Origin of the sequence: Streptomyces sp. NBC_00876 (assembly GCF_045207435.1) — a bacterium.
Classification (GTDB): domain Bacteria; phylum Actinomycetota; class Actinomycetes; order Streptomycetales; family Streptomycetaceae; genus Streptomyces.
The window spans coordinates 355,935-378,714 of the sequence record NZ_CP108800.1 but is presented as its reverse complement, the minus strand read 5'-3'; the positions used below and the strand labels follow the sequence as shown (position 1 = coordinate 378,714).

Here is a 22,780-nt window from a genome sequence, read left to right as displayed (position 1 = left end):
TCAGCGGCTCACAGCTCGTGACCGAGGGAGGCGCCCAGGCGCGTCACCAGATCGTGGGCCGCGTCCGGGATCACCGTCCCGGGCGGGAACACGGCAGCGGCGCCCGCCTCGTGCAGCGCCTCGACGTCCTGCGGCGGAATCACCCCGCCCACCACGATCATGATGTCCTCACGGCCCTCCGCCGCGAGCTCCTCGCGCAGCGCCGGGACAAGCGTGAGGTGCCCGGCGGCCAGGGAGGAGACGCCCACGATGTGCACGTCCGCCTCGACCGCCTGCCGGGCGACCTCGCCCGGCGTCTGGAACAGCGGGCCGACGTCCACGTCGAAGCCCAGGTCGGCGAAGGCGGTCGCGATCACCTTCTGGCCGCGGTCGTGCCCGTCCTGGCCCATCTTGGCGACCAGGATGCGCGGACGCCGTCCCTCGGCCTCCTCGAACGCGTCGACCAGCGTGCGGGTGCGGTCCACGGACGGCGACTCCCCTGCCTCGTTGCGGTACACACCGGAGATCGTACGGATCTGACCGGCATGCCTCCCGTACACCTTCTCCAGGGCGTCGGAGATCTCGCCCACGGTCGCCATCGCGCGTGCCGCTTCGACGGCCAGGGCGAGCAGGTTGCCTTCGAGTCCGGGTCCCGGGTCCCGCTCGGCCGCGGCCGTCAGCGCGCGCAGCGCGTCCTGGCAGGTCTGCTCGTCGCGTTCCTCGCGCAGCCGCCGCAGCTTCTCGATCTGCTGGGTGCGCACCGAGGAGTTGTCGACCTTGAGCACGTCGATCTTCTCGTCGGTCTCGACGCGGTACTTGTTGACGCCGATGACGGGCTGGCGTCCGGAGTCGATGCGGGCCTGGGTGCGGGCCGCGGCCTCCTCGATGCGGAGCTTGGGGATGCCGGCGTCGATGGCCTTGGCCATGCCGCCCGCCGCCTCGACCTCCTCGATGTGCTGCCAGGCCCGCCGCGCCAGGTCGTAGGTCAGCTTCTCCACATAGGCGCTGCCGCCCCACGGGTCGATGACCCGTCCGGTGCCGGACTCCTGCTGGAGCAGCAGCTGGGTGTTACGGGCGATGCGCGCCGAGAAGTCCGTCGGCAGGGCGAGGGCCTCGTCCAGGGCGTTGGTGTGCAGGGACTGAGTGTGTCCCTGGGTCGCGGCCATCGCCTCCACACAGGTGCGGGTGACGTTGTTGAACACGTCCTGCGCGGTCAGGGACCAGCCCGAGGTCTGTGAATGGGTGCGCAGCGAGAGGGACTTGGCGTTCTTCGGCTCGAACTCCCCGACCAGCTTGGCCCAGAGCAGCCGGGCGGCCCGGAGCTTGGCGATCTCCATGAAGAAGTTCATGCCGATCGCCCAGAAGAACGACAGCCGCGGCGCGAACGCGTCGACATCGAGCCCGGCCTCGCGCCCGGCCCGCAGGTACTCCACCCCGTCGGCCAGGGTGTAGGCCAGCTCCAGGTCGGCCGTGGCTCCGGCCTCCTGGATGTGGTAGCCGGAGATGGAGATCGAGTTGTAGCGCGGCATCTTCTGCGAGGTGTACGCGAAGATGTCGGAGATGATCCGCATCGAGGGCTTGGGCGGATAGATGTAGGTGTTGCGGACCATGAACTCCTTCAGAATGTCGTTCTGAATGGTCCCGGCCAGCCTCTCGGGCGCGACGCCCTGTTCCTCGGCGGCCACGATGTACAGCGCCAGCACCGGCAGCACCGCGCCGTTCATCGTCATCGACACGGACATCTTGTCCAGCGGGATGCCGTCGAACAGCTGCCGCATGTCGTAGATCGAGTCGATCGCGACACCCGCCATACCGACGTCACCCGTCACCCGCGGGTGGTCGCTGTCGTACCCGCGGTGCGTCGGCAGGTCGAACGCGACCGAGAGGCCCTTCTGCCCGGCCGCGAGGTTACGGCGGTAGAAGGCGTTGGACTCCTCGGCGGTGGAGAAACCCGCGTACTGCCGGATCGTCCAGGGCTGGTTCACGTACATCGTCGGGTACGGGCCGCGCAGATACGGCGCCACACCCGGGTAGGTACCGAGGAAGTCGAGCCCCTCCAGGTCCTGGCCGGTGTACAGCGGTTTGACCGCGATGCCCTCCGGGGTCTCCCACAGGAGGTCTCCGTCGGAGCTCCCGGAGGACTCCTTGACGGCGGCCCGCCACTGGTCCTCGGTCGCCCCGGCGCCGCCGCCCGGCCCGAGCTCGATGTCGGAGAAGTCAGGGATCCGCATTACGCCACACCCATACGGTCGAGAACGGAAGAGAGCACGGCCACCACGTCACAGCCGGCGAAGACGTACTCGTCGACACCGGAGTACTCGCCGGGCCGCCCCGCCAGGTACACCCGCCGCGCGCCGGCCGCCACGAGCGCCCCGGCGACCTCGCCGGCCTGTTCGGCGTAGAGCGCGTCGCTGGAACACAGGCACGCCACGTCCGTGCCCGCGGCCGCGAACGCGGCGGCGGCCGAGGAGGCGTCCACCTGCACCGGCTCGTGGACGGGTTCGATGCCGCCCGCCTGGAACAGGTTCGCGGCGAACGAGGCCCGCGCGGTGTGCGCGGCAGCGGGCCCGATCGCGGCAAGGAACACCCGCGGCCGCCGGCCGGTCGTCGCCAGATGGGCGTCCGAACGGGCGCGGAGCGCCTCGAACGCCTCGTCGCGCCGGACGACGGGAAGGCCGCCCGCCGCGGGAGCCGACGGCACGGCCTCGCGCTCCACCGCGCGCTCGGCCAGCTGCGGGAACTCGCTGACGCCGGTGATCGGCTCCTTGCGCCGTGCCAGATCCCGGCTGCGCTTCGCCCAGGTGGCCGCGATCCGCTCCGCCACCAGCCCCGAGCCCAGCGCGGCCGCCTGGCCGCCCGCCCGCTCGATCTCCTGGAAGAACGCCCAGGCGGCGCCCGCGAGTTCGTCGGTGAGACGCTCCACGTACCAGGACCCGCCCGCCGGGTCGATGACCCGGGCCAGATGCGACTCCTCCAGCAGGATCGTCGACGTGTTACGGGCGATGCGCCGGGCGAACGCGTCGGGCAGGCCCAGTGCGTGATCGAACGGCAGCACGGTCACCGCGTCCGCCCCGCCGACACCGGCGCCCAGACTGGCCAGCGTGGTCCGCAGCATGTTCACCCACGGATCACGCCGCGTCATCATCACGGCGGACGTCACGGCGTGCTGCCGCTGTGCTCCGGCCTCCGGGGCCCCGCAGGCCTCGGCTACCCGCGCCCAGAGCCGGCGCGCGGCGCGCAGCTTGGCGATCGTCAGGAACTGGTCGGCGGTGGCCGCGTACCGGAACTCCAGCTGTGCGCAGGCGGCTTCGACATCGAGCCCCGCATCGGCCAGCGCCCGCAGATACGCGACGCCCGTGGCCAGCGAGCTGCCCAGCTCCTCGGCCGCCGAACCGCCGGCCTCGTGATAGGGCAGGGCGTCCACCGTCAGGGCCCGCAGCCCGGGGTACCCGGCGGCGCAACGCTGCGCCCAGCGGACCGCGTCGCCCAGTTCGGGTTCGGTGCCGCCCCGTGCGGCCTGCCCCAGCGGATCGGCGCCGAGATTGCCCCGCACCGACTGCGCGGGCACGCCGCGCTCCGCGTGGATCCGGAGCAACTCGGTTGCCGCGGCGTTGAGTTCGCCCCCCGCTTCGAGTACGACCGGGGCCAGATCGAGATAGACGCCGTCCAGCGCCCGGGCCAGAGCGGAGACCGGGACGCCGCCGGCGCCGCCCACGGTCAGCCACAGCGAGGTGACGCCGTTCTCCAGATCCGCGAGCAGGGCCTCGTTGAGCCCGGCGGGATCCGTCGAGGCGTGCCGCTGCCGCACGCCCCAGCCGCCCGCCGTGCTGCCCTCGGGCCTGCTGCCGCGGGTGAAGGGGGCGAAGCCCGGGAGACCGGCATCGGGCGCGTTGTCGCGCGAGGTGTAGAGGGGGCGCGTGATGAGCCCGTCCTCCACCGTGGTGGACAGTGCTTCCTCGGCGGCCGAACCCGAGACGTCCTTGCCCGATTTGCGCAGCACACCTTCGACAAGGCTCTGCCACTGCTCATGGGCGGGATCAGGGAATTCGGCGGCCAACGAAAGCCCGTCAGCTGGCTGGACCGTCATGCCTGGATGCTAGGACAGGTCCCGTACGAGCAGCAGAGCGCCGGCCTGTGACCTTGCCCTCTCCCAGCGCGCTTGATCCTTTACGTACTGTCGCGTAACCGCCGCCGGTGGCGGACACGCGGCAGGGGCTCCCCGGGGCTGCACCCCAGCGGTCCGGAGGTTTATGGCTGTTTTCCACAGTGCGGTACGAAATGACCGAAGTTATGCTGCTGGCAATCCATCCCTCTGGAGAGGACACGCCCGTGGCTGTGGGACCAGTGGAGTACATCGTCGTCGCCTTTCCCGGCAGCCGCTTCACCGGCGCCATCGCGCCGGCACTGGCGGACGCGGTGGCGTCCAAGGCCGTACGCATCATCGACCTGACCTTTGTGTACCGGGCCGAGGACGGCACGATCGAGACGGTCGAGCTGGAGGACCTGGACCCCGACGACCTCGTCTCGTTCGAGCCGGTCGAGGGGGAGGTCACCGGAATGCTGAACAGCGACGACATCCGGATGCTCGGCGAGAGCGTGCCTCCGGGCAGTTCCGCCGCGCTGATCGTGTGGGAGGACCTCTGGGCCGTTCCGCTCACCGAGGCCGTCCGTGCGTCGGGCGGGCAGCTCGTCGCCCATGAGCGGATCCCCGCCGAAGTCGCGGAGGCCGCGGTGTCCGCCACCGCCTCCACTCGCTGATACCGCACCGCACCGGAAGGGCGTACGACATGCCGATCTTTCGAGGACCTGGAATGAATCGCCGTGGACCCGGGCTGCTCGGCGCTGTGGCCCGCACGGCCGTTGTCGCGGGCACCGCTTCCGCGGTCAGCGGCCGCGTCCAGCGGCACCAGCAGGCGAAGTTCGCCGACGCGGACGACGAGCAGGCGGCCGAGCAGCAGATGCAGCAGCAGCAGATGCAGCAGCAGCAGATGCAGCAGCAGCAGATGCAGCAACAGGCCGCTCAGCAGCAGGCCGCTCAGCAACCGGCACCCGCACAGGCGGACGATCTCATCGGCCAGCTGGAGCGGCTGGCCGACCTGAAGAAGCAGGGCATCCTGACCGATGCCGAATTCGCTGCCCAGAAGACGAGAATTCTGGCCGAATGAGTGCGGCCGGGCCCGGCGGCGCGGAGGACCCGCCCGCCGGGTGCGGCACCGCAGGCCAGAGGGTTAGTGGTGGCATTTCCCCATGTCGTTCGTCCCGCTTCGCGCCCGATCGGTGATCCACGGCGTTTTACTTTGTCGATTTCCCGACATCATGCGACTTTTGATCCGGCCAGGCCGAAATCAATTCGGATACGTGTCGGGAAAAGGGGAAGTTCATCGTGCAAACCGCCAGGGCCGTCCCGGCAGTCTCCGTTCTCAATCTGCGCGATCTGGGCGGCATCCCCCTGGGGCCCGGCCGGCAGGTCCGGCCGGGCGTGGTGCTGCGCTCCGGACAGCTCAGCGGACTCGACGCCGAGCACGACGAGGCGGTGGCCGCACTCGGTATCCGCACGGTCGTCGACCTGCGGACCGCGGACGAGCGCGCCGGTGCCCCCGACCGCCTGCCGCCCGGTGCCCGGCTGTTCGTCGCCGACGTGCTCGGGGACGACCCGGGCGTGGCGCCCGCCCGGCTCCGGGCGCTGCTCGCGGACCCGGTGGAGGCGGAACGGCTGCTCGGCGGCGGCAGGGCCGAGGAGATGTTCGCGGAGACGTACCGCCAGATGGTGCTCTCACCGCGTGCCGCCGCCGCCTACCGGGCCTTCGTCGAGACGGCTGCCGACGCCGCCGCACGCCCCGTGCTCTTCCACTGCACGGCGGGCAAGGACCGCACGGGCTGGGCGGCTGCCGTGCTGCTCCTCGTTCTCGGCGCCTCGCGGGACGTGGTGAGGACGGAGTTCCTCGCGGTGAACCCGGTGGTGCGGGTAGCCTTCCGGCCGTACGTGCAGAGCTTCCTCGACGCCGGCGGTGACCCGGACATCGCGTCCGCGATCATCGAGGTCCGTCCCCGCTACCTGGCCACGGCGCTGGATGCCATGGACGAGCGATGGGGAGGGCTCGACGGATACGTACGCGACGGACTGCGCATTCCCGAACCGGTGCTGGAGCGCCTGCGCGGCGAGCTCGTGATCCCCGCCGGGCCGTAGCTTCCCCGCCCTCCCCAACGGGCCCGGGATGCGGTCTCGGTAGAGTGAAAGGGCCGCATCACGAGTACTCCGAGAGGGGCGTCAGGGTGACCGAGCGCAAACCCGCAGGTGTCAGCTTCGAATCATGGGTCGACAAGCAGATTCGTGAGTCCGAACAGCGTGGTGATTTCTCCCACCTTCCGGGATTCGGCAAGCCGCTCGAAGGACTCGACCGCCCGTACGACGAGACCTGGTGGATCAAGGCGAAGATGCAGCAGGAGGGGGTCTCGGTGCTCCCGCCGACGCTGGCCCTGCGCAAGGAGGCGGAGGACACCCTCGCGGCCCTGCCGGGAGTCCGGACCGAGGCCGAGGTGCGGCGGATGCTGACCGAGGTGAACGAGAAGATCGCCGAGGCCGTGAGGCGGCCGCCGCCGGGTCCGCTCCTGAACCGCGCACCGTTCGACATCGAATCCCTTGTCGAGGAGTGGCGCGCGGCGCGCGGATCCGTCTGAGGCGGAGGCCGTCGGTGCCGACTTCGCACCCCTGCGAATGCGTAATACTCGCTGCATGAGATCAAGCGTTACGTCATCGGGCCGACGGGCCCAGGATGCGGGTGTCCGGATCAGGCGGGCGACCGTCCGCGACGCGAAGCGTCTCACCAGGATGGTCCGGACCTCCCGCGCCTACGAGGGCCCGTACGCACCCATGGTCGCCGGCTACCGGCTGGGGCACGACTACATCGAGACCCACAGGGTCTTCGCGGCCGTGGCGCAGGACGCCGAACGGCTGCTCGGCTTCTACTCGTTGATCCTGGATCCGCCCGAACTCGACCTCATGTTCGTCACCGACGACGCGCAGGGTGCCGGCATCGGACGCCTGCTCATCGGCCACCTGCGGGAGGAGGCGCGGTTCAGTGCGGTGACGGGCGTGCGCATCGTCTCGCATCCGCCGTCGGAGGGCTTCTACCTCAGCGTGGGCGCCGTGCGGACCGGCACCGTGCGGGCGACTCCGCCCGCGGTGATGTGGGACCGTCCCGAACTGCTGCTCCCGGTCGCCTGAGCGCGGGAAGGGCCCGGCCGGATCCCGGCCGGGCCCTTCCCGCGCCTGCGGTTACGACTCGTAGCCGCCGTACGGGCGCGTGATGATCTCCATCGCATGACCGGCGGGGTCGAGGAAGTAGACGCCCCGGCCGCCGTCATTGTGGTTGATCTCGCCCGGGTGCCTGCGGTGCGGATCGGCGTAGTACGTGATGCCGAGTTCTCGGATGCGGGCGTACGCCGTATCGAATTCCGGTTCCGATACGAGGAAGGCGTAGTGCTGCATCACGATCGACTCGGCGGGGATGGTGGCGAAATCCAGGGTGACCCCGTTCGCCGTGGTGACCGCGATGAACGGGCCCCACTCCGCCCCGATCTCAAGCCCCAGAATGCCGCACAGGAACTCTGCGGATTCCCGGTTGTTCCGGGCGTGGACAATGGTGTGGTTCAACTCGACCGACACTGTGGAATGCCTCCAACGGGCATCTCACGGGCACCTCCACGCCTCACCCGGCCGGTGACCGACGCGCGATGCCGTACAAAGATCCTAAGTGGACCCGTCGCGCTCCGTCGAGGTGTTTTGCGCCAAGCTCGGTGGCCGTACGGTGAGCCCGGGACCCGCGGGACCGGGCGCGCCGGGCCTCAGACCGGGCCCGCGGCCGTGGCGTCGTGGCCGTCGGTGAGGGTGAAGAGGCCGCCGTCCGGATCGATCAGCGTCGCCTCGCGCCCCTCGCCGCGGGACAGCTCCTCGACGAGCGAACCACCGTGCTTCCGCGCCGTTTCGACGGCGTCGTCCACGTCCGTCACGGGGAAGTTGACCTGCCAGTGCGGGCGGACCAGCGGATCGGGCGCCGCCTCGACCGCGCCCGAGCTGATCCGGGCCAGCTGACGCCCGTCGCACCGCACGATGACCTCGTCCTTGGCGTACTCCACCTCGCAGGAGCCGGGCCGCCCGCTCGCCCACTCCAGGACCTCGCCGTAGAAGATCGCCGCATCGAAGGCGCTCCTGGTGTGCAGCCTCAGCCAGGCGTGCGCATGGCCGTCCGGGGCGGGCGGCGACGTCGCGGGCTCGGTCCGCTCCCAGATGCCGAACCCCGCACCGTCGCGGTCGGCGGCCAGAGCACCGCGCCCCTTGCCCAGGCCGAGCGGCCCCACGGCCACCGTCCCGCTGCGCTCGCGGATCCGGGAGGCGGCCACATCGGCGTTCTGCACGGCGAAGTAGGGCGTCCAGGCCACCGCGACGCGAAACGCGGTCGCCACCGCGCCGATACCGGCGACCGGCACGTCGCCGCGGCGGGCCACCGAGAACTCCTGGCCGAGCTTGCCGGGGCGGAAGGTCCACCCCATCACCGGCCCGTAGAACTCCTGGGCCGACTCCAGGTCCCGGGTCATGAGATTGACCCAGCAGGGTGCCGCGGAACCGGTCAGTGCTGCGGTCCCGGGGGCCGTGCCAGAGGTGCTTCCGGTCATGGTCCTACTGCCTTCATGGGGGGTGCGGCGGATGCGCCGACGGCCTTCGGGGCCGTCACCAGCGTCGCCGCGGGCAGCCGCTCCCGCAACACACGGCGGCGCCGCCCGCCGCGCTCACCGCGCGGGCCGCCCGCCGAAGAGGCGGTCGCCGCGGCTGCGGGGGAGGCGCTTCAGTCGCGCCGCTCGTCGTTGTCCCGGTGGATCGTCTCGTTCCCGTGATCACCGAGCTCGTACGGCGAGAGTCCCCGGCCGTCGGCGGGGAAGCTGTCGTCGCCGTGGACATCGCGCTCCTCGACGTGGGTGCGGTGGTCCGGCGCCACCGGCTGCTCGTCGGGCCGGGGAGGGGGCAGCTCCTGGGCGCGCCGCCGCTTGCCCAGCCAGACCGCGCCGATCAGCAGGGCCACCAGGACCACTCCGACAACGGCCATGACCCACCCGGTCGCGCTCCGTCCGTCCGCGAGGGTGAGGGCGAGGGAATTCAGGGCTCCATCCGATACGTCCATGCTTGCCGGATACCCCGGGGCGGGGCCGTCACTCGGGTCTGACGTCGAATTCATGTTTTAAGTGGATATAGATGGAAAAAACGTTTCGAATGGCGAGGGTCCGTCGCCGCCGGTACCCGCGGGGCGGCCGGGCCGCTCATGTCGCAGGCGTCCGCCCGCGGGGCGAGCCTGGAAGTGACCCCTTGGGAAGGATCCGCGGTGAACAGCACACAGGAGAAGCAGCAGGCCGGCGAGAGCCGGTACGCCAGCGAGGTGTCGGTCGTCGTCAGCGGGTGCGAGAAGGACGACGCACGCATGGTTTTCGACGTGCTGAGGGCCGCGTTCACCACCGACCGCGCCTCGGTCGACGTGCCGCACGACGTGATCGGCAAGCGGCCCACCGCATGGGTCGTGACCGTCGATGTGACCGAGGCCCGTGTGGTGTCGGGGCCCGTGCGGATCGGTGCGCCGGTGACGGTCGACGCGCAGGGCGGGTACTGGGCCGTCGACCGCCTCCGGGAGAGCCTGGCGGGCGCCTTCGCCGTCCGGGTCGTGGGCACCGTGTCCGGTGACCAGGAGGAGGAGGTCCGGCTGCGGCTGGAGAACAAGTAGCCCGGGTGACCGCTGCTCCATCCGCCCGGACCGGGGTGTGCGAACGGACCGCGCCGGAGACATCCGCGCCGGTCACGGGGGGTGTGCGGCCGGATGTGTTGCGCGACCGGCTTTCCGGCCTCACCCTAAGGAGTGACCCAGAAGTGACATCTGCTCACTCTTCGTATTCGGGGGTCGTTCGTTCAATGGGGCGAAGCATGTGGGCCTCGATGTGAGGAGCCTCGACGATGACCGTTCCACTCGACCGGCACTATCTGGTCGAACTCCAGGTATCGGCAGAGCGTGTGTCCCAGCTGCGGCGGATCGTCGCCGCACACCTCCGCCACTGGAGTCTCGAACTCCACATCCGGCCCGTGTGCCGCGCTGTGGAGGAGCTGCTGACCAACGTCCAGCGGCACGTCGGTGACGACAACACCTGTGTCCTCGAACTCCGCTGGTCCGGACGGCACCTCACGGTCTCCGTCGCCGACAACGGTTCCGACATGCCGCGACTGCTCCAGGACGGCGGCGGCCTCAGCCGCGTCATGGCCCTCAGCGACAGCTGGGGCACCTGCCGGACGGCCGAGGGCAAGGTCGTCTGGTTCACCCGGTACGCGCAGGAGCCGCAGCACATCGAGCTGGTGCCGCTGCCGCCGCTGCCCGGAGTCCGCGAGTTCCGCCGGCCGCCGGCCGTCGTCACGGACTTCCCCACGGCCGCCCCGGTCGAGGCCGACGACCTCGCCCTCGTCTGAGACGGCGCCACGGAGCGGGCCCACGCCCCCGTCCCCCTGCCCCTCCGGCGCGGACCGCATGCCTCGCGCGTGCACGGTCCGCGCCGGCCGGGGTCGCGGGTGGCGGGGGCCCGCGTTGCGCCGCCGCGTGCGGCGCGGCACGGTCGAAGTACCGAGGCAAGGAGGCCACACTCATGCCCATCGCGACGGTCAACCCCGCGAACGGCGAGACGCTCAGGACGTTCGACGCCCTCGGAGCGGACGGGATCGAGCAGCGGCTCGCCGCGGCGCACGCCGCCTTCCGCGAGTACCGCACCACCGGATTCGGTGAACGCTCACGGCTGCTGAACCGGGCCGCCGACCTCCTCGACGAGGATCAGCAGGACATCGCCCGCACCATGACGCTGGAGATGGGCAAACCCGTCAAGGCGGCCCGTGCCGAGGCCGCGAAGTGCGCCAGGGCGATGCGCTGGTACGCGAAGCACGCCGAGGAACTCCTCGGCGACGAGCACCCCTCGCCCGCCGACGTCGAGGACGCCGGCGCGTCCCGTGCGTACGTCCACTACCGGCCACTGGGCACGGTGCTCGCCGTGATGCCGTGGAACTTCCCCCTCTGGCAGGTCGTGCGGTTCGCGGCCCCCGCGCTCATGGCCGGCAACACCGGGCTGCTCAAGCACGCGTCGAACGTGCCGCAGACCGCGCTGTACCTGGGCGATCTGTTCCACCGGGCCGGATTCCCCGCCGGCTGCTTCCAGACCCTCCTGGTGGGCTCCGGAGCCGTCGAGGCGATCCTGCGCGACCGCAGGGTGGCCGCGGCCACCCTGACCGGCAGCGAACCGGCCGGCCGCGCCGTCGCGGCCGTCGCCGGCGACGAGGTCAAGCACACGGTCCTGGAACTCGGCGGCAGCGACCCCTACCTCGTCCTGCCCTCCGCCGACGTGGCCAAGGCGGCCCGCACCGCTGTCATCGCACGGGTCCAGAACAACGGGCAGTCGTGCATCGCGGCCAAGCGGTTCATCGTGCACACCGAGGTGTACGAGGAGTTCGCCGAACGCTTCACCGTGGGCATGCGCGACCTCGCTGTCGGCGACCCGCTGGAGGAGTCCACCGACATCGGCCCGCTCGCCACCGAGCAGGGCCGCACCGATCTGGAGGAACTCGTCGACGACGCCGTTCGGCAGGGGGCGCACGCACTGTGCGGGGGCGGCCGCCCCGAAGGCCTGGCCGGCGGCCTGGAGCGTGGCTGGTTCTACGCCCCCACCGTCCTCGGCGGCATCACGCCCGCCATGCGTATCCACCACGAGGAGACCTTCGGCCCCGTCGCCACGCTCTACCGGGCCGGCAGTCTCGACGAGGCCGTGGAGCTGGCCAACGACACGCCTTTCGGGCTCAGTTCCAACGTCTGGACCCGCGACGCCGAGGAGAGCCGGCGCTGTATCCGCGATCTGGAGGCGGGCGGTGTCTTCTTCAACGGCATGACGGCCTCGCACCCCGCGCTGCCGTTCGGCGGGGTGAAGCGCTCCGGGTACGGACGTGAGCTGGCCGGACACGGCATCCGCGAGTTCTGCAACGCCACCACCGTCTGGTTCGGCCCCGAGCCGAGGTAGCGAGCGGGACCGGCGCACGGCCGGGGCCCGGACGGTCCTTCCGTCCGGGCCCCGGCCGTGCGGCAGAAGGGGCCGTGCCCCGAGCCGCCCGCGGTCAGTAGCGCAGCGCCGCCGCGATCCGGCCGTGCTCCTTGAGCGAGTCGTCCGCGACGAACACCACGTCGGCGCCGCTGTCCAGCGCCGTCTCGACCAGTTCGTCGACGATGTCCGCGCGCACCTTCTCGTCCGCCGGGCCGGCGGCGTCCCCGCTCACCGGCACCAGGTGCTCCTGATCGACCCGGACCGTCTGCTGGTAGTGCTCCTCCACCGCCACCAGGCCGGCGCGCCCCTCCCGTACGGCGGCCCACACCTCGTCGAGCCCGCCGGCGAAGGCGCGACGGCCGCGTGCCTCGTCCAGCTTGCCGTCGATCTCCGCGGCGAACCGCTTGTGCCGGGCCTCCAGCGCGGGCCGCAGCTCGCTCAGCAGGTTGGCGGCGGAGGTGTCGGCGGGGGCACCCTTGGTGACCCGGCCCGCAGCGCCCTTGGTGCTCTCGCCGACCTCGTCGAGCAGTGCGAGCGCCGGAGCGAGGCCCACCAGGTACAGCGGCCGCGGATCGGTGGCCAGCACCCCGCGCAGCTTCTCGTCCACCGCGCGCAGGAACTGGCGGGTCTCCTCGTCGCTGAAGGTGCTCGGGGTGTCGCCGATCCGCTCCTCGCGCTGCGGGTTGGGCGCCTCGCGCGGGGCGGTGAGCGGGAAGCCCCCGATGTGCTCCTCGTGCGCGGCGTCGGATGTGCCGCTGAACAGGGAGGCGTGGTCGGCCGACACGGTGAGCGCCCAGAACGGCTGTGCCTGAGCCTTCGCGGCGACCAGGTTGCGGGTCAGATAGGTGTCGCTGAACACCACCCGCTCGGGGGCGGTGCGCGGGAGCTGCCAGATCTGGTACTCGTCCGCCGTGGCGAGGAGTACCAGGGAGTCCAGGGCCCTGCGCGGATCGATCTCGGCGGCCGCGCGGTCCAGCTGCTGCTTGATCGCGGTGCGTGCCTCGCGGGTGACCGCGGGATCCGCCTCGAGCCTGGCGCCGGCCTCGGAGACCAGGTTGCGAAGGCGCACGGCGTCCTGGGCGTTGTCCGGTGCGCGACGGTGGGTCGGCATGGTCAGGGACAGGGCCGGATAGGGCTTGGCCGCACGAAGCTCCTGCAGCAGGCCGGCGGTCAGGGCATCCGTATCCATGAGTTCCCTCCCGGGGGACGTTCCCGCACTGCCGTGCGAGACGGGTGATTCAATGAGTCAATTCATACCTTTTGAGACTAATATGGGCGAATTGACCGCCCTCCCCGCGTCCCTTCGTACGTCCGAGCAGACGGAGCGTCCGTGAACCAGACCAGCCCCGTACGGCGCGCCCCCGGCGGCCGTGCGGCCCGCCGCCTGACCCCCGCCGTGCTCGCCGCGGTGATCGTCGCCGGCGCCGCCGCCTGCGACAGCTCCGACACCTCATCGCAGGGAACGGCCACAAGCACCCGTACGGTGTCCGCCGAGCCGGCCGGGTCACCCTCGGCCACCGAGAGCCCGCGCACCCAGCAGGACTTCGCGGCCTCCGTCTCCGCCGATGCGGAGCGCAACCGGCAGAAGGCCGTGACGACGCTCAAGGCCGTCGACGGAAAGGGCGACGCCGTCGGGGACGTCTCGGTCAGCGGCCTCCCGGTGGTGGCATCGGAACAGTTCCGCAGCGCCCTCGTGCGGGTGACCAACCGCTCCGGCGAGGCCGCCTTCTACGCCGTGCGGGTGGAGTTCGTCGACGCATCCGGGAAGGTGCTCGACTCCGTCGTGCTGGGCTTCGCCGACGTCCCGCCGAACCGGACGGTCAGTCAGCACGCCAACAGCCGCAAGGCGGCCGGCGTCAAGTCGTTCCCCCGGATCGCCCAGGCCGAGCGCGGCTGACGGACGGGACCACGGTGAGCGCCGCCACCGGTGCGGTCACGGACGCACTGCGCGACCTGCACGCCCGGTTCGCCGGGGTCGACGAGGGCGAACTCGCCGACTACATCCCGCAACTGGCCCTGGCCGACCCGGGCGCCTTCGGGCTGGCCCTGATCAGCATGGACGGCCACCGGTACAGCACGGGCGACGCCGACGTGCCGTTCACCGTCCAGTCCGTGTCGAAACCGTTCGTCTACGCCCTGGCCCTGTCCGTGCTCGGCCTCGAGGAGGTGTCCCGCTGGGTGAACGCCGAACCCAGCGGCGAGGCGTTCAACGCGATCAGCCTGGAACGGGTCACCGGACGCCCGGCCAACGCCATGGTCAACGCGGGCGCCATCGTCACCACCGCGCTGATCCCCGACACCCCCGCGTCCCCGCGGTTCGGGCGCATCCTGGACTGTCTGAGCCGGTTCGCCGGCCGGACACTCGACGTCGACGAGCAGGTGTACGCCTCCGAGGTGGTCACCGGGGACCGCAATCGCGCCCTCGCCTATCTGATCCGCAGCACGGGGCCGCTGCCCGTCGACCCGGTGGCGGCGGTGGAGACGTACTTCCGCCAGTGCTCGGTACGGGTCACGGCACTGGACCTCGCCGCGATGGCGGCGACGCTGGCGAACGGCGGCGTCAACCCGCTCACCGGGGACACGGTCGTCGCGGAACCCGTCGCCGCGCAGGTGCTCGCTGTGATGGCGACGTGCGGGATGTACGACTCCTCGGGCGACTGGCTGCTGCGGGTGGGACTGCCGGCCAAGAGCGGGGTGTCCGGAGGCCTCATCGCCGCGGGTCCCGCCCGGTTCGGACTGGCGACGTACAGCCCCCTCCTCGACCGGACCGGAACCTCCGTGCGGGGACACCGGGCGATCGGGACGCTGTCGCAACGGCTCGGCCTCCACCTGATGCACAATCCCGCGCTGGCGGCGTCCACCGTCACCCTGGTCACCACTGCCGACGACCTGCCCTCCGCGCCGACGGGGGAGCGGGAGCGTGCCCGGTACGAACGGGTGGCGGTCGTCGCCGCCCAGGGCGCACTGGACTTCACCGCGGCCGAGCGGGTGCTGTTCGCCCTGGACGAGCAGCGGCCGCAGGACACCGTCGGCGTGGTCCTGGACCTGCTCCGGGTGACGGACATCGGCACCGTGGCCCGGGCGATGCTGCGCAGCGGGCTCGCCCGGCTCACGGCCGACGGCCGGCGCGCCGCCGTCGCCGACCCGGACGGCCGCCTCCGGGAACCGGGCGGCGGGGCCGCGGATCCGCGGTGTTTCGCCACCCGTGAGGAGGCCGTGGCCTGGTGCACGGCGGAGCAGGCCGGCTGAGCCGCTTCACGAGGAGGCGGCGGCCCGGCGAACGGCCGGGCCGCCCGCTCCGCACATGGTCACGGCCATGTGCCGGACCAGCACCGGGGGAGCGACGTCAGAAGCGTCCGTCTACCAGATGGATTCCACCCACTCGGGGTGGTCGATGAACGGGTTCCGGTTGTGCTGGTACTGGTTGAATATGACGTCGTTGCGCCGCTTCTCGAAGGTGTCCGGCGGGTCCTGCTCACTCCATGTCTTCAGTACGGAGAGCCGGCCGATGTTCGGTGCCGATCCGTTCGACACCTTGTCGTTTGGTTCGAGGTCGGCGAACGCGTCGTCCCCCTCGTAGCGCACCGCCATATAGAGGATCATGCGGGCGACGTCGCCCTTCACCGCGTCGCGCGGTTCGAAGGAGTCGCTGTCGGTGTAGTTGCCGGGCGCCTCGCTCAGCTCGGTGCCACCGTTGTCGAAGTCCTTGTTGCCACGGGTGGAGTTGACCGTGACGTCCTCCGGGCGCAGATGGTGGATGTCGGTGCCGGGGCCGGTCGCCGTACCGAAGTCCCCGTGGGACTTGGCCCAGACGTGCTCACGGTTCCACTGGTCCACGCCGCCGCCGTTGTTGCTCTTGGGTTCGGAGCGCCCGGAGTACAGGAGGATCACGTTCGAGGAGTTGGCCGGGTCCTGGTCGGTGTTCTTGAGCGCGTCCCAGACCTGGCTGTAGCTGAGCTTGGACTGGTTGCTGATGATCGTGTGCAGGGAGCTCTTGAGCGCGGTGCCGGTCTTGCCGAGGGCGTTCTGGTAGTACGTGTCGTCCAGCGCGCCGAGCGGGGTGGCGGCGCCCGCCGGGGCCGGTGGTGTCGCGGCCGGGGCCGCGGCCGCGGTGCCGGCGAGCACCGCGAAGGCGGCCAGAGTGGCCAGCAGCGTGCGCCGGCCGGAAGGGTGACGACGGGACATGTGGGGTGTCCTCTCCGGAAATACGGGCACCGCGGCGCCGTCACGGGGTGGAGGACGGCTCCGCGGTGGTCGTGTGCTATGTGGTCAGCGGGAGCCTTCCACACGCACCGTGACCCGGGTGTGAACACTGCGTACTTATCATGTGCAGGTCAAGTGAGGGTCGCGGAGTCTCCCCTTCCGGTCGCTGCGGCCGGTATCGGATGCGCGGCCACCGGCACAGGGCGAGAATTGCCGCAAGGACGAGGAGGCGGCATGAGCGACGAGCCCGAATCCGTATCGCGGAGTGTGACCCCGGACAGCCACCTGCACACCGGCGGCAGCGACCATCCGTCGGCGGAGGACGTGGTACTCGCCTCCGGGCGGGACCTGACCCCGCAGAATCTCGAGTGGGCGCGGCGCAGGCTGGCCAGGGAGGGCCGGGCGGCCCTGGACAAGCAGCTGCCCTGACGGCCGGCGGACGCGCTGGACGGGCGGCTTCGGCAGCCGGTGGAGGGCGCTGCCCGGGCGGCGTGCGGCCGTGGCGCCGACGGGAGGTGTGCGGGTGCCCGGCGCTGCTCGGATAGCCTGAACGCAATATGAACCGTTTGACGACGTCAGGGGCCGGTTACGACCTGGCCCGATTCCCCGAGGACCCCCGCGACCCGTTCCGTGCCTGGGACGCGGCCGACGAGTATCTGCTCCGGCACCTGGAGGGGATCGACGGGGCGCCGCCGGTCGACCTGTCCGGCAGCGTCGTCGTGGCCGGCGACCGCTGGGGCGCCCTGAGTACCGTGCTGGCCGGGTACCACCCCGTACAGATCACCGACTCCTACCTCGCGCAGCGGGCGACCGCGGCGAACCTGGCGCGCAACGGGGCCGGGGCGGACGCCGTACGCCTGCTCTCCCCGCACGACACCCCGCCGGACCGGATCGACGTCCTGCTCGTCCGCGTACCCAAGAGCCTCGCGCTCCTCGAGGACCAGCTGCACCGGCTCGCACCCGCCGTACATGCCGGCACCGTCGTCATCGGCACCGGCATGGTGAAGGAGATCCACACCTCCACCCTGAAGCTGTTCGAGCGGATCATCGGTCCCACCCGCACCTCGCTCGCGGTCAAGAAGGCCCGGCTCATCCACTGCACGCCGGACCCGTCACTGGTCCGCACCCCCAGCCCCTGGCCCTACCGCTACGAGCTGCCCGACGACGTCGGGGCCGTCTCTGGCCGGACCGTCGTCAACCACGCCGGCATCTTCTGTGCCGAGCGGCTCGACATCGGCACCCGCTTCTTCCTGAAGCACCTGCCCGTGCGCAGCGGCCCCGACCGGGTCGTCGACCTCGGCTGCGGGAACGGCGTCGTGGGTCTGGCCGCCGCCCTCGCCAACCCCGACGCCGCGCTCACCTTCGTCGACGAGTCGTACCAGGCCCTCGCCTCGGCCGAGGCGACCTTCCGGGCCAACACCGGCCCGGACGCCGAGGCCCGCTTCGTGGTCGGCGACGGGCTCGCCGATGCCGAGCCGGGCAGCGCCGACCTGGTACTCAACAACCCGCCGTTCCACTCGCACCAGGCCACCACCGACGCGACCGCCCGGAACATGTTCCACGGCGCACGCGGCGCGCTGCGCCAGGGCGGCGAACTCTGGGTGGTGGGCAACAGGCACCTCGGCTACCACACCCAGCTGCGCCGGATCTTCGGCAACTGCACCACGGTGGCGGGCGATCCGAAGTTCGTCGTGCTGCGCGCCGTCAAGCGCTGACGGCCAACCGTTCGCGGGCCCGCGCCCCTTCCGGATTCTTGCAACACGTTCTACTGTGTGCGCCGCCGCACACGGGCGACGCGACCGCGAGAATCCTGGAGGGGCCGTGCACCTCGAATACACGCCTGAACAGCAGCAGTTGCGCGCCGAACTGCGTACCTACTTCGCCACCCTGGTGCCGGACAACGCCTATGCGCGCTACGCCGACCCCGCCGCCCAGAAGCGCTTCTACCGGGAGACGATCAGGCGTCTGGGCACCGACGGCTGGCTCGGCGTCGGCTGGCCCACGGAGTACGGCGGGCGCGGGCTGTCGCCCATGGAGCAGTTCATCTTCTTCGACGAGGCGGCCCAGGCGGGCGTCCCGCTGCCGCTGATGGCCCTCAACACGGTCGGCCCGACGATCATGCAGTACGGCACCGACGAGCAGAAGGCGTACTTCCTGCCGAAGGTGCTCGCCGGGGAGATCGACTTCGCGATCGGCTACAGCGAACCCGACGCGGGCACCGACCTGGCCGCACTCAAGACCCGGGCGGTGCGCGACGGCGACACCTACGTCGTCAACGGGCAGAAGATCTGGACGACCAACGGCGACACCGCGGACTGGGTGTGGCTCGCCGCCCGCACCGACCCGGACGCCCCGCCCCACAAGGGCATCACGATGCTCCTCGTCCCGACGTCCGACCCCGGCTACTCCTGCACCCTCATCAACACCCTCGCCTCGCACGACACCGCCGCCAGCTACTACGAGAACATCCGCGTCCCCGTCTCCCGCCGGGTCGGCGAGGAGAACAAGGGCTGGCGGCTCATCACCAACCAGCTCAACCACGAGCGCGTCACCCTCGCCGCCCACGGCACCATGGCCATCCGCGCCCTGCACAACGTCCGCCGCTGGGCCGCGGAAACCCGGCTCGCCGACGGGCGCCGCGTCATCGACCTCGGCTGGGTCCGCGCCCGTCTCGCCCGCACGCACACCCGGCTCGACGCGATGAAACTCCTCAACTGGCAGATGGTGTCCGCCGTCCAGAACCAGACCCTCACCCCCCAGGACGCCTCCGCCGTCAAGGTCTACGGCTCCGAGGCGCGCCGCGACGCCTATGCCTGGCTGATGGAGGTCGTCGGCTCGGCCGGCCCGCTCAAGGAGGGCTCCGCGGGCGCGGTACTGCACGGCGAACTCGAGCGCGGATACCGGTCCGCGGTCATCTTCACCTTCGGCGGCGGCAACAACGAGATCCAGCGGGAGATCATCTCCTGGATCGGCCTGGGGATGCCGCGCGTGCGCCGCTGAGGTGTGGTGTGACGAGGCGGAGCCGTCCTCGCCGGCTCGGCCGAGACCGACCTGCGACACCCCCGTGTGATCACCCCTCACGACTGGATTCACTGCCCGCCGCTTCCACGGGGACAGGACGAGCGACGAACTCCGCATGCCCCGCCCCGGGCGGCGGACGCCCTGCTGACGCCCGTCCTCAAGACCATGTGCAACCGTCGGCTGCGGCTGCGCCGTGACCCCGCGGCCCTGGCCATGGAGCGGCAGAAGAACTGTGTCCTGGCCAAGGGCGCGGACAAGGACGTCACTGCGGCAACCGCGTACCGGCACGCGGCACACCCCTTGTGACCGCCGTGTGGGGGCGGAGCACTACCGCCGCGGGGTCATGAAAGCGCCGTTCACGACATATCCATCCAGCCCATGGAGTTCGCCGTACGCGATCAGATCGCTGGTGCGGTTGATGAATCCGCGCCCCGAGTAGTTGAGCGAGGTGTTGCACAGGACGCTGAATCCGGTCAGTTCGCCGAAGGAGCTCAGCAGTTCGGCCATATCCGGGTTCGCCACCGGGTCGACGGTCTGTGTGCGGGCCGTTCCGTCGACGTGTGTGACCGCCCGCAGCCCGTCGGATTCGACCTGGCTGAAGTACAGCATGTAGGGGTCGGGGACTCCGCCGCCGAACCAGCGGCCCGCGTCCTGCTCCAGGCAGATCGGGGCGATGGGGCGGTAGCTCTCGCGCTGCTTGATCTTGTTGAGCCTGACCGTCGTCTCCTCGGTGAAGGGAGCGGCCAGGATCGACCGGTTCCCCAGTGCGCGGGGGCCGATCTCCCAGCGGCCCCGCGCCCAGCCGATGATGTTCCCGTCGCGGAGGTAGCGGGCGACCTCGTCGTAGCGCACCGGGCGGATCTCGTAGCGCTGCGGGTCGAAGGGCAGGTCCTCGACGAACTCGCCCCCCGCGTACACGTCCCAGTCGAGGGCGGCCGACCCGGTGTAGAAGTGCTGGGCGTCGATGGCGGTGCCGATCGCGGAGCCACTGTCGTTGGGGCACGGCGGGACGAATACCGCGGGGAAGAGCCCGCACTCGCGCCAGCGGCGGTTCCACTCGCAGTTGAGTCCGCAGCCGCCGGAGATGAGCAGTGGAAGGCCCTCCGTCAGATGCTCCCGGGCGTATGAGTGGAAGCGGTCGAAGATGGCGTCCGACAGGCGGGCGGCGAGGTTCTTGTACGCCTGCGTCTCCACGCCGATGTTGTGGAAGGGGGAGTCGGTCATCCGGTTCTTCAGGCTGCCGGTGATGACCTCCCTCTGACCGAGGATGAAGGCGATGGCTTCCTGCTCCGCCCGGTCGGCCGACCGGGCGTCGGCGAATCCGGCGAGCGCCATCTGCTTGCCCGCGTCCTGGAACCGGACGAATTCCTCGTGCGGACTGTACTTGGGGTCGGCGAGCGCGAAGCCGTAGGAGTACTTGTTTCCGGGGTAGGTGAGCACCTCCTGGAGGTGGGTCACGCCTCCGTGCTCGTCGATGCGGTAGAACGAGCCGATGTTCCCCTCCCACACCAGGCTGTAGAAGGGCTGGTCCCGGCGGAACGCCGACATTCCGTAGGACGTCATGATGTGGGAGCGCTCGTGCGTGGAGGAGAAGACGCGCACGTTCTTCCCGAAGAACCGGCCGGCCTCGTCCGTGATCGCGGATTCGCCCACCCCGAAGTACCCGGCACGCGAGGGCTGGTCGGTGGCCTGAGTGCCCTTGATCCAGCCGCTCACGGCGATGACGTCCGGCTGTTCGTCCAGCCGGTCGGCCGCTACGGCGAACGCCTCGGCGGTCAGAGTGCTGTAGCGGACGAAGGAGTCCTTCTCCGCCTCCAGGGAGAAGAGCAGCTTTCCGTCCTTGACGGCTGCGATCGCCCCGTCATGGCCTTCCTTGAGGGAAAGAATCAGCATGATGGTCCTTTGCGCTGTGGGTGTGCGACCTGGGAGAGAGGGGGTCCGGCAGCGAGGTGCGGGGATCGGACGGCGCCGGGTTCGGCTGCCGTCGAGAGGACTTCGAGGGCGAGCCGGTGCAGCTGCGGATTGGCGGACAGAGCACCGGTGCCACCCTGGGGCGAGGCGCCCAGGAGATCGGTGCAGACCCCGCCTGATTCCGTGACGAGGATCTGTACGGCGGCGATGTCCCAGGGGTTCACGACCGGTTCGGCGGCGATGTCGAGGGTTCCTTCGGCGACCATGCAGTGCTGGAGGAAGTCTCCGAAGGCACGGTCCTCCCAGCACTCTTCGGCCAGGCGCAGATAGGCCTCACGTGAGTGGAAGACGTCCCAGGTGCGTGTGCTGGTGGTGGACAGGTAGGCGTCGGCGAGACCGTTCCGGCCGGAGACCCGCAGGGGCAGGGGAGCGCTGCCGTCCGGGCCGCGCCGCAGCCAGGCGCCCTGTCCGGCCGCCGCCCACCAGCGGCTGTACAGGGCGGGGGCACTGATGACGCCGACGGTGGGCCGCCCGTCCTCCAGCAGGGCGACCAGGGTGGCCCAGACAGGAATCCCGCGCAGGAAGTTCCTGGTGCCGTCGATGGGGTCGACCAGCCAGGTGCGCCCGGTGGCGACGGAGCCGCCGGTCTCCTCCCCGGCGAAGGCGTCATCGGGTCGGGCGGAGGCGAGGGCCTGGCGTACGGCCCTCTCGACGGCGGTGTCCGCGTCGGTCACGGGCGTACGGTCCGGCTTCTCCCGGACCCTCAGGTCGAGGGCCTGGAAGCGGCGGCCGGTGATGCCGTCGGCGATGTCGCCGAGGCGCAGGGCCAGTTCGAGATCGTCCTGTGGGGACACGGGATCACCTCGCGTGGAGTTCGAGCAGGTGGTACTCCATGACCCGGACCTCCTCGATCCGGCGCACGCGGCGCAGCAGTTCGACCCGTACGCCGGCTTCCTCCGCGATGGCGTCGAGCCGTTCATGGTCCCCGAGGTCGGCGGTGCCCAGCAGCAGCCTGCCGCCGTCCGCCAGATGCTTGTGGGCTCCCGCGATGTAGCGGGCCTGGCCCTGGTAGCCCGGATCGAAGACGGCGGAGTGCAGATCGGTGGAGAGCACGAAGTCGTCCTCCACATAGGTCCAGGGCACGTTCCAGAAGATGGTGTCGAAGCGGTCCACGGGTTCGAGCGCCGTGTACATGTCGCTGTGGAGGACGCGCACCCGGTCGCTGACACCGTGCCGTTCGGCGTTGGCGACCGTGTTGGCCACCGCCTTGTCGTTGATGTCCAGCGCGGTGACGGAGGCGCAGCCGGTGAGGGCGGCGGTCACGGCGATGACGCCCGTGCCGCAGCCGACCTCCAGGAACGAGCCGCCGGACGGATAGGGCACGAGCGAGGCGAGCACCTCGGTGGCGGCGCTCAGGGTGCTCGGGAACACGCCTCGGTGCAGGCTCCATTCCCGGCCCAGCAGGGTGAAGGAGTCCGGCAGGTCGTCGCCGACGAGGGCGTGCCGGAGGGCCTCGGCAACGGTCTCGGGGGTCTCCTCGAAGGTCATCGGCTCTGCCTCT

24 protein-coding genes are annotated in these 22,780 nt (G+C 70.9%); 14 read left to right on the top strand and 10 right to left on the bottom strand.

What is annotated here, in order from left to right:
* Nucleotides 1-8 precede the first annotated feature (8 nt).
* Together scpA and mutA are read right to left on the bottom strand one after the other, a co-directional pair.
* On the bottom strand, nt 9-2,210 hold the full coding sequence (gene scpA / locus OG782_RS01745; protein ID WP_406447593.1) for a methylmalonyl-CoA mutase: 2,202 nt from the start codon (nt 2,208-2,210) through the stop codon (nt 9-11).
* Nucleotides 2,210-4,066: a methylmalonyl-CoA mutase small subunit gene (gene mutA, locus OG782_RS01740; protein WP_406447592.1), complete on the bottom strand. Its 1,857-nt coding sequence runs from the start codon at nt 4,064-4,066 to the stop codon at nt 2,210-2,212. Before mutA ends, scpA begins: the two co-directional genes overlap by 1 nt.
* A 242-nt stretch (nt 4,067-4,308) precedes the next feature.
* Between mutA and OG782_RS01735 the strand changes: the two genes are divergently transcribed.
* The 5 genes from OG782_RS01735 to OG782_RS01715 all read left to right on the top strand — a co-directional run bounded on the left by OG782_RS01735 (nt 4,309) and on the right by OG782_RS01715 (nt 7,204).
* Complete coding sequence (locus tag OG782_RS01735) at nt 4,309-4,737, top strand: DUF6325 family protein (RefSeq protein WP_406447591.1); 429 nt, start codon at nt 4,309-4,311, stop codon at nt 4,735-4,737.
* 53 nt (nt 4,738-4,790) lie between these two features.
* On the top strand, nt 4,791-5,144 hold the full coding sequence (locus tag OG782_RS01730) for an SHOCT domain-containing protein (protein ID WP_406447590.1): 354 nt from the start codon (nt 4,791-4,793) through the stop codon (nt 5,142-5,144).
* Between the two features lie 218 nt (nt 5,145-5,362).
* Complete coding sequence (locus tag OG782_RS01725; protein ID WP_406447589.1) at nt 5,363-6,166, top strand: tyrosine-protein phosphatase; 804 nt, start codon at nt 5,363-5,365, stop codon at nt 6,164-6,166.
* An 86-nt stretch (nt 6,167-6,252) separates the two neighbouring features.
* Nucleotides 6,253-6,657 (top strand): DUF1992 domain-containing protein, encoded by a 405-nt coding sequence (locus OG782_RS01720; protein ID WP_406447588.1) that lies wholly within the window; start codon nt 6,253-6,255, stop codon nt 6,655-6,657.
* Nucleotides 6,658-6,712: 55 nt separating this feature from the next.
* Nucleotides 6,713-7,204: a GNAT family N-acetyltransferase gene (locus OG782_RS01715; protein WP_406447587.1), complete on the top strand. Its 492-nt coding sequence runs from the start codon at nt 6,713-6,715 to the stop codon at nt 7,202-7,204.
* 51 nt (nt 7,205-7,255) lie between these two features.
* Here the strand turns inward: OG782_RS01715 and OG782_RS01710 are convergent, their stop codons facing one another.
* From OG782_RS01710 to OG782_RS01700, 3 genes are all read right to left on the bottom strand, one after another.
* Nucleotides 7,256-7,645, bottom strand: coding sequence for a VOC family protein (locus OG782_RS01710; protein ID WP_406447586.1), 390 nt, complete (start codon nt 7,643-7,645; stop codon nt 7,256-7,258).
* Nucleotides 7,646-7,824: 179 nt separating this feature from the next.
* Nucleotides 7,825-8,652, bottom strand: a complete 828-nt coding sequence (locus OG782_RS01705; RefSeq protein ID WP_406447585.1) for a VOC family protein — start codon at nt 8,650-8,652, stop codon at nt 7,825-7,827.
* Between the two features lie 170 nt (nt 8,653-8,822).
* Nucleotides 8,823-9,155, bottom strand: a complete 333-nt coding sequence (locus OG782_RS01700) for a DUF6479 family protein (RefSeq protein WP_406447584.1) — start codon at nt 9,153-9,155, stop codon at nt 8,823-8,825.
* A 198-nt stretch (nt 9,156-9,353) separates the two neighbouring features.
* Here OG782_RS01700 and OG782_RS01695 point away from each other — a divergent pair, with 198 nt between their 5' ends.
* From OG782_RS01695 to OG782_RS01685, 3 genes are all read left to right on the top strand, one after another.
* Nucleotides 9,354-9,746: a hypothetical protein gene (locus OG782_RS01695; protein WP_406447583.1), complete on the top strand. Its 393-nt coding sequence runs from the start codon at nt 9,354-9,356 to the stop codon at nt 9,744-9,746.
* A gap of 227 nt (nt 9,747-9,973) precedes the next feature.
* Entirely contained in the window at nt 9,974-10,477 is a 504-nt protein-coding gene (locus OG782_RS01690; protein ID WP_406447581.1) for an ATP-binding protein, read from the top strand.
* Nucleotides 10,478-10,650: 173 nt separating this feature from the next.
* Nucleotides 10,651-12,063 (top strand): NADP-dependent succinic semialdehyde dehydrogenase, encoded by a 1,413-nt coding sequence (locus OG782_RS01685; RefSeq protein WP_406447579.1) that lies wholly within the window; start codon nt 10,651-10,653, stop codon nt 12,061-12,063.
* A 94-nt stretch (nt 12,064-12,157) separates the two neighbouring features.
* On the opposite strand, the gene OG782_RS01680 is transcribed toward OG782_RS01685, so the two are convergent.
* Nucleotides 12,158-13,273 carry a chemotaxis protein gene (locus tag OG782_RS01680; protein WP_406447577.1) on the bottom strand — a complete coding sequence of 372 codons (1,116 nt, stop codon included), beginning with the start codon at nt 13,271-13,273 and terminating at the stop codon, nt 12,158-12,160.
* A gap of 141 nt (nt 13,274-13,414) precedes the next feature.
* Here OG782_RS01680 and OG782_RS01675 point away from each other — a divergent pair, with 141 nt between their 5' ends.
* Both OG782_RS01675 and glsA read left to right on the top strand, forming a co-directional pair.
* Nucleotides 13,415-13,981, top strand: coding sequence for a hypothetical protein (locus OG782_RS01675; RefSeq protein ID WP_406447575.1), 567 nt, complete (start codon nt 13,415-13,417; stop codon nt 13,979-13,981).
* A 14-nt stretch (nt 13,982-13,995) separates the two neighbouring features.
* Entirely contained in the window at nt 13,996-15,333 is a 1,338-nt protein-coding gene (gene glsA / locus OG782_RS01670; protein WP_406447573.1) for a glutaminase A, read from the top strand.
* Nucleotides 15,334-15,444: 111 nt separating this feature from the next.
* Here the strand turns inward: glsA and OG782_RS01665 are convergent, their stop codons facing one another.
* Nucleotides 15,445-16,269, bottom strand: coding sequence for an endonuclease I family protein (locus tag OG782_RS01665; protein ID WP_406447572.1), 825 nt, complete (start codon nt 16,267-16,269; stop codon nt 15,445-15,447).
* A gap of 252 nt (nt 16,270-16,521) precedes the next feature.
* On the opposite strand from OG782_RS01665, the gene OG782_RS01660 reads away from it, so the two are divergent.
* The 4 genes from OG782_RS01660 (at nt 16,522) to OG782_RS01645 (ending at nt 19,614) form a co-directional block, all read left to right on the top strand.
* Nucleotides 16,522-16,716 (top strand): hypothetical protein, encoded by a 195-nt coding sequence (locus OG782_RS01660; protein WP_406447571.1) that lies wholly within the window; start codon nt 16,522-16,524, stop codon nt 16,714-16,716.
* 128 nt (nt 16,717-16,844) lie between these two features.
* On the top strand, nt 16,845-18,002 hold the full coding sequence (locus tag OG782_RS01655) for a methyltransferase (RefSeq protein WP_406447569.1): 1,158 nt from the start codon (nt 16,845-16,847) through the stop codon (nt 18,000-18,002).
* 106 nt (nt 18,003-18,108) lie between these two features.
* Nucleotides 18,109-19,287, top strand: coding sequence for an acyl-CoA dehydrogenase family protein (locus tag OG782_RS01650; protein ID WP_406447567.1), 1,179 nt, complete (start codon nt 18,109-18,111; stop codon nt 19,285-19,287).
* Between the two features lie 186 nt (nt 19,288-19,473).
* A complete protein-coding gene (locus tag OG782_RS01645; RefSeq protein WP_406447565.1) occupies nt 19,474-19,614 on the top strand; it encodes a hypothetical protein in 141 nt (46 codons plus the stop codon).
* Nucleotides 19,615-19,635: 21 nt separating this feature from the next.
* Here OG782_RS01645 and OG782_RS01640 read toward each other — a convergent pair whose 3' ends face one another.
* From OG782_RS01640 to OG782_RS01630, 3 genes are read right to left on the bottom strand one after another with little or no spacing between them, the layout of a single operon-like run.
* Entirely contained in the window at nt 19,636-21,201 is a 1,566-nt protein-coding gene (locus tag OG782_RS01640; RefSeq protein WP_406447564.1) for a carbamoyltransferase C-terminal domain-containing protein, read from the bottom strand.
* Nucleotides 21,195-22,073: an inositol monophosphatase family protein gene (locus OG782_RS01635; protein WP_406447562.1), complete on the bottom strand. Its 879-nt coding sequence runs from the start codon at nt 22,071-22,073 to the stop codon at nt 21,195-21,197. Before OG782_RS01635 ends, OG782_RS01640 begins: the two co-directional genes overlap by 7 nt.
* A gap of 4 nt (nt 22,074-22,077) precedes the next feature.
* Nucleotides 22,078-22,767 (bottom strand): methyltransferase, encoded by a 690-nt coding sequence (locus OG782_RS01630; RefSeq protein ID WP_406447560.1) that lies wholly within the window; start codon nt 22,765-22,767, stop codon nt 22,078-22,080.
* Nucleotides 22,768-22,780 lie beyond the last annotated feature (13 nt).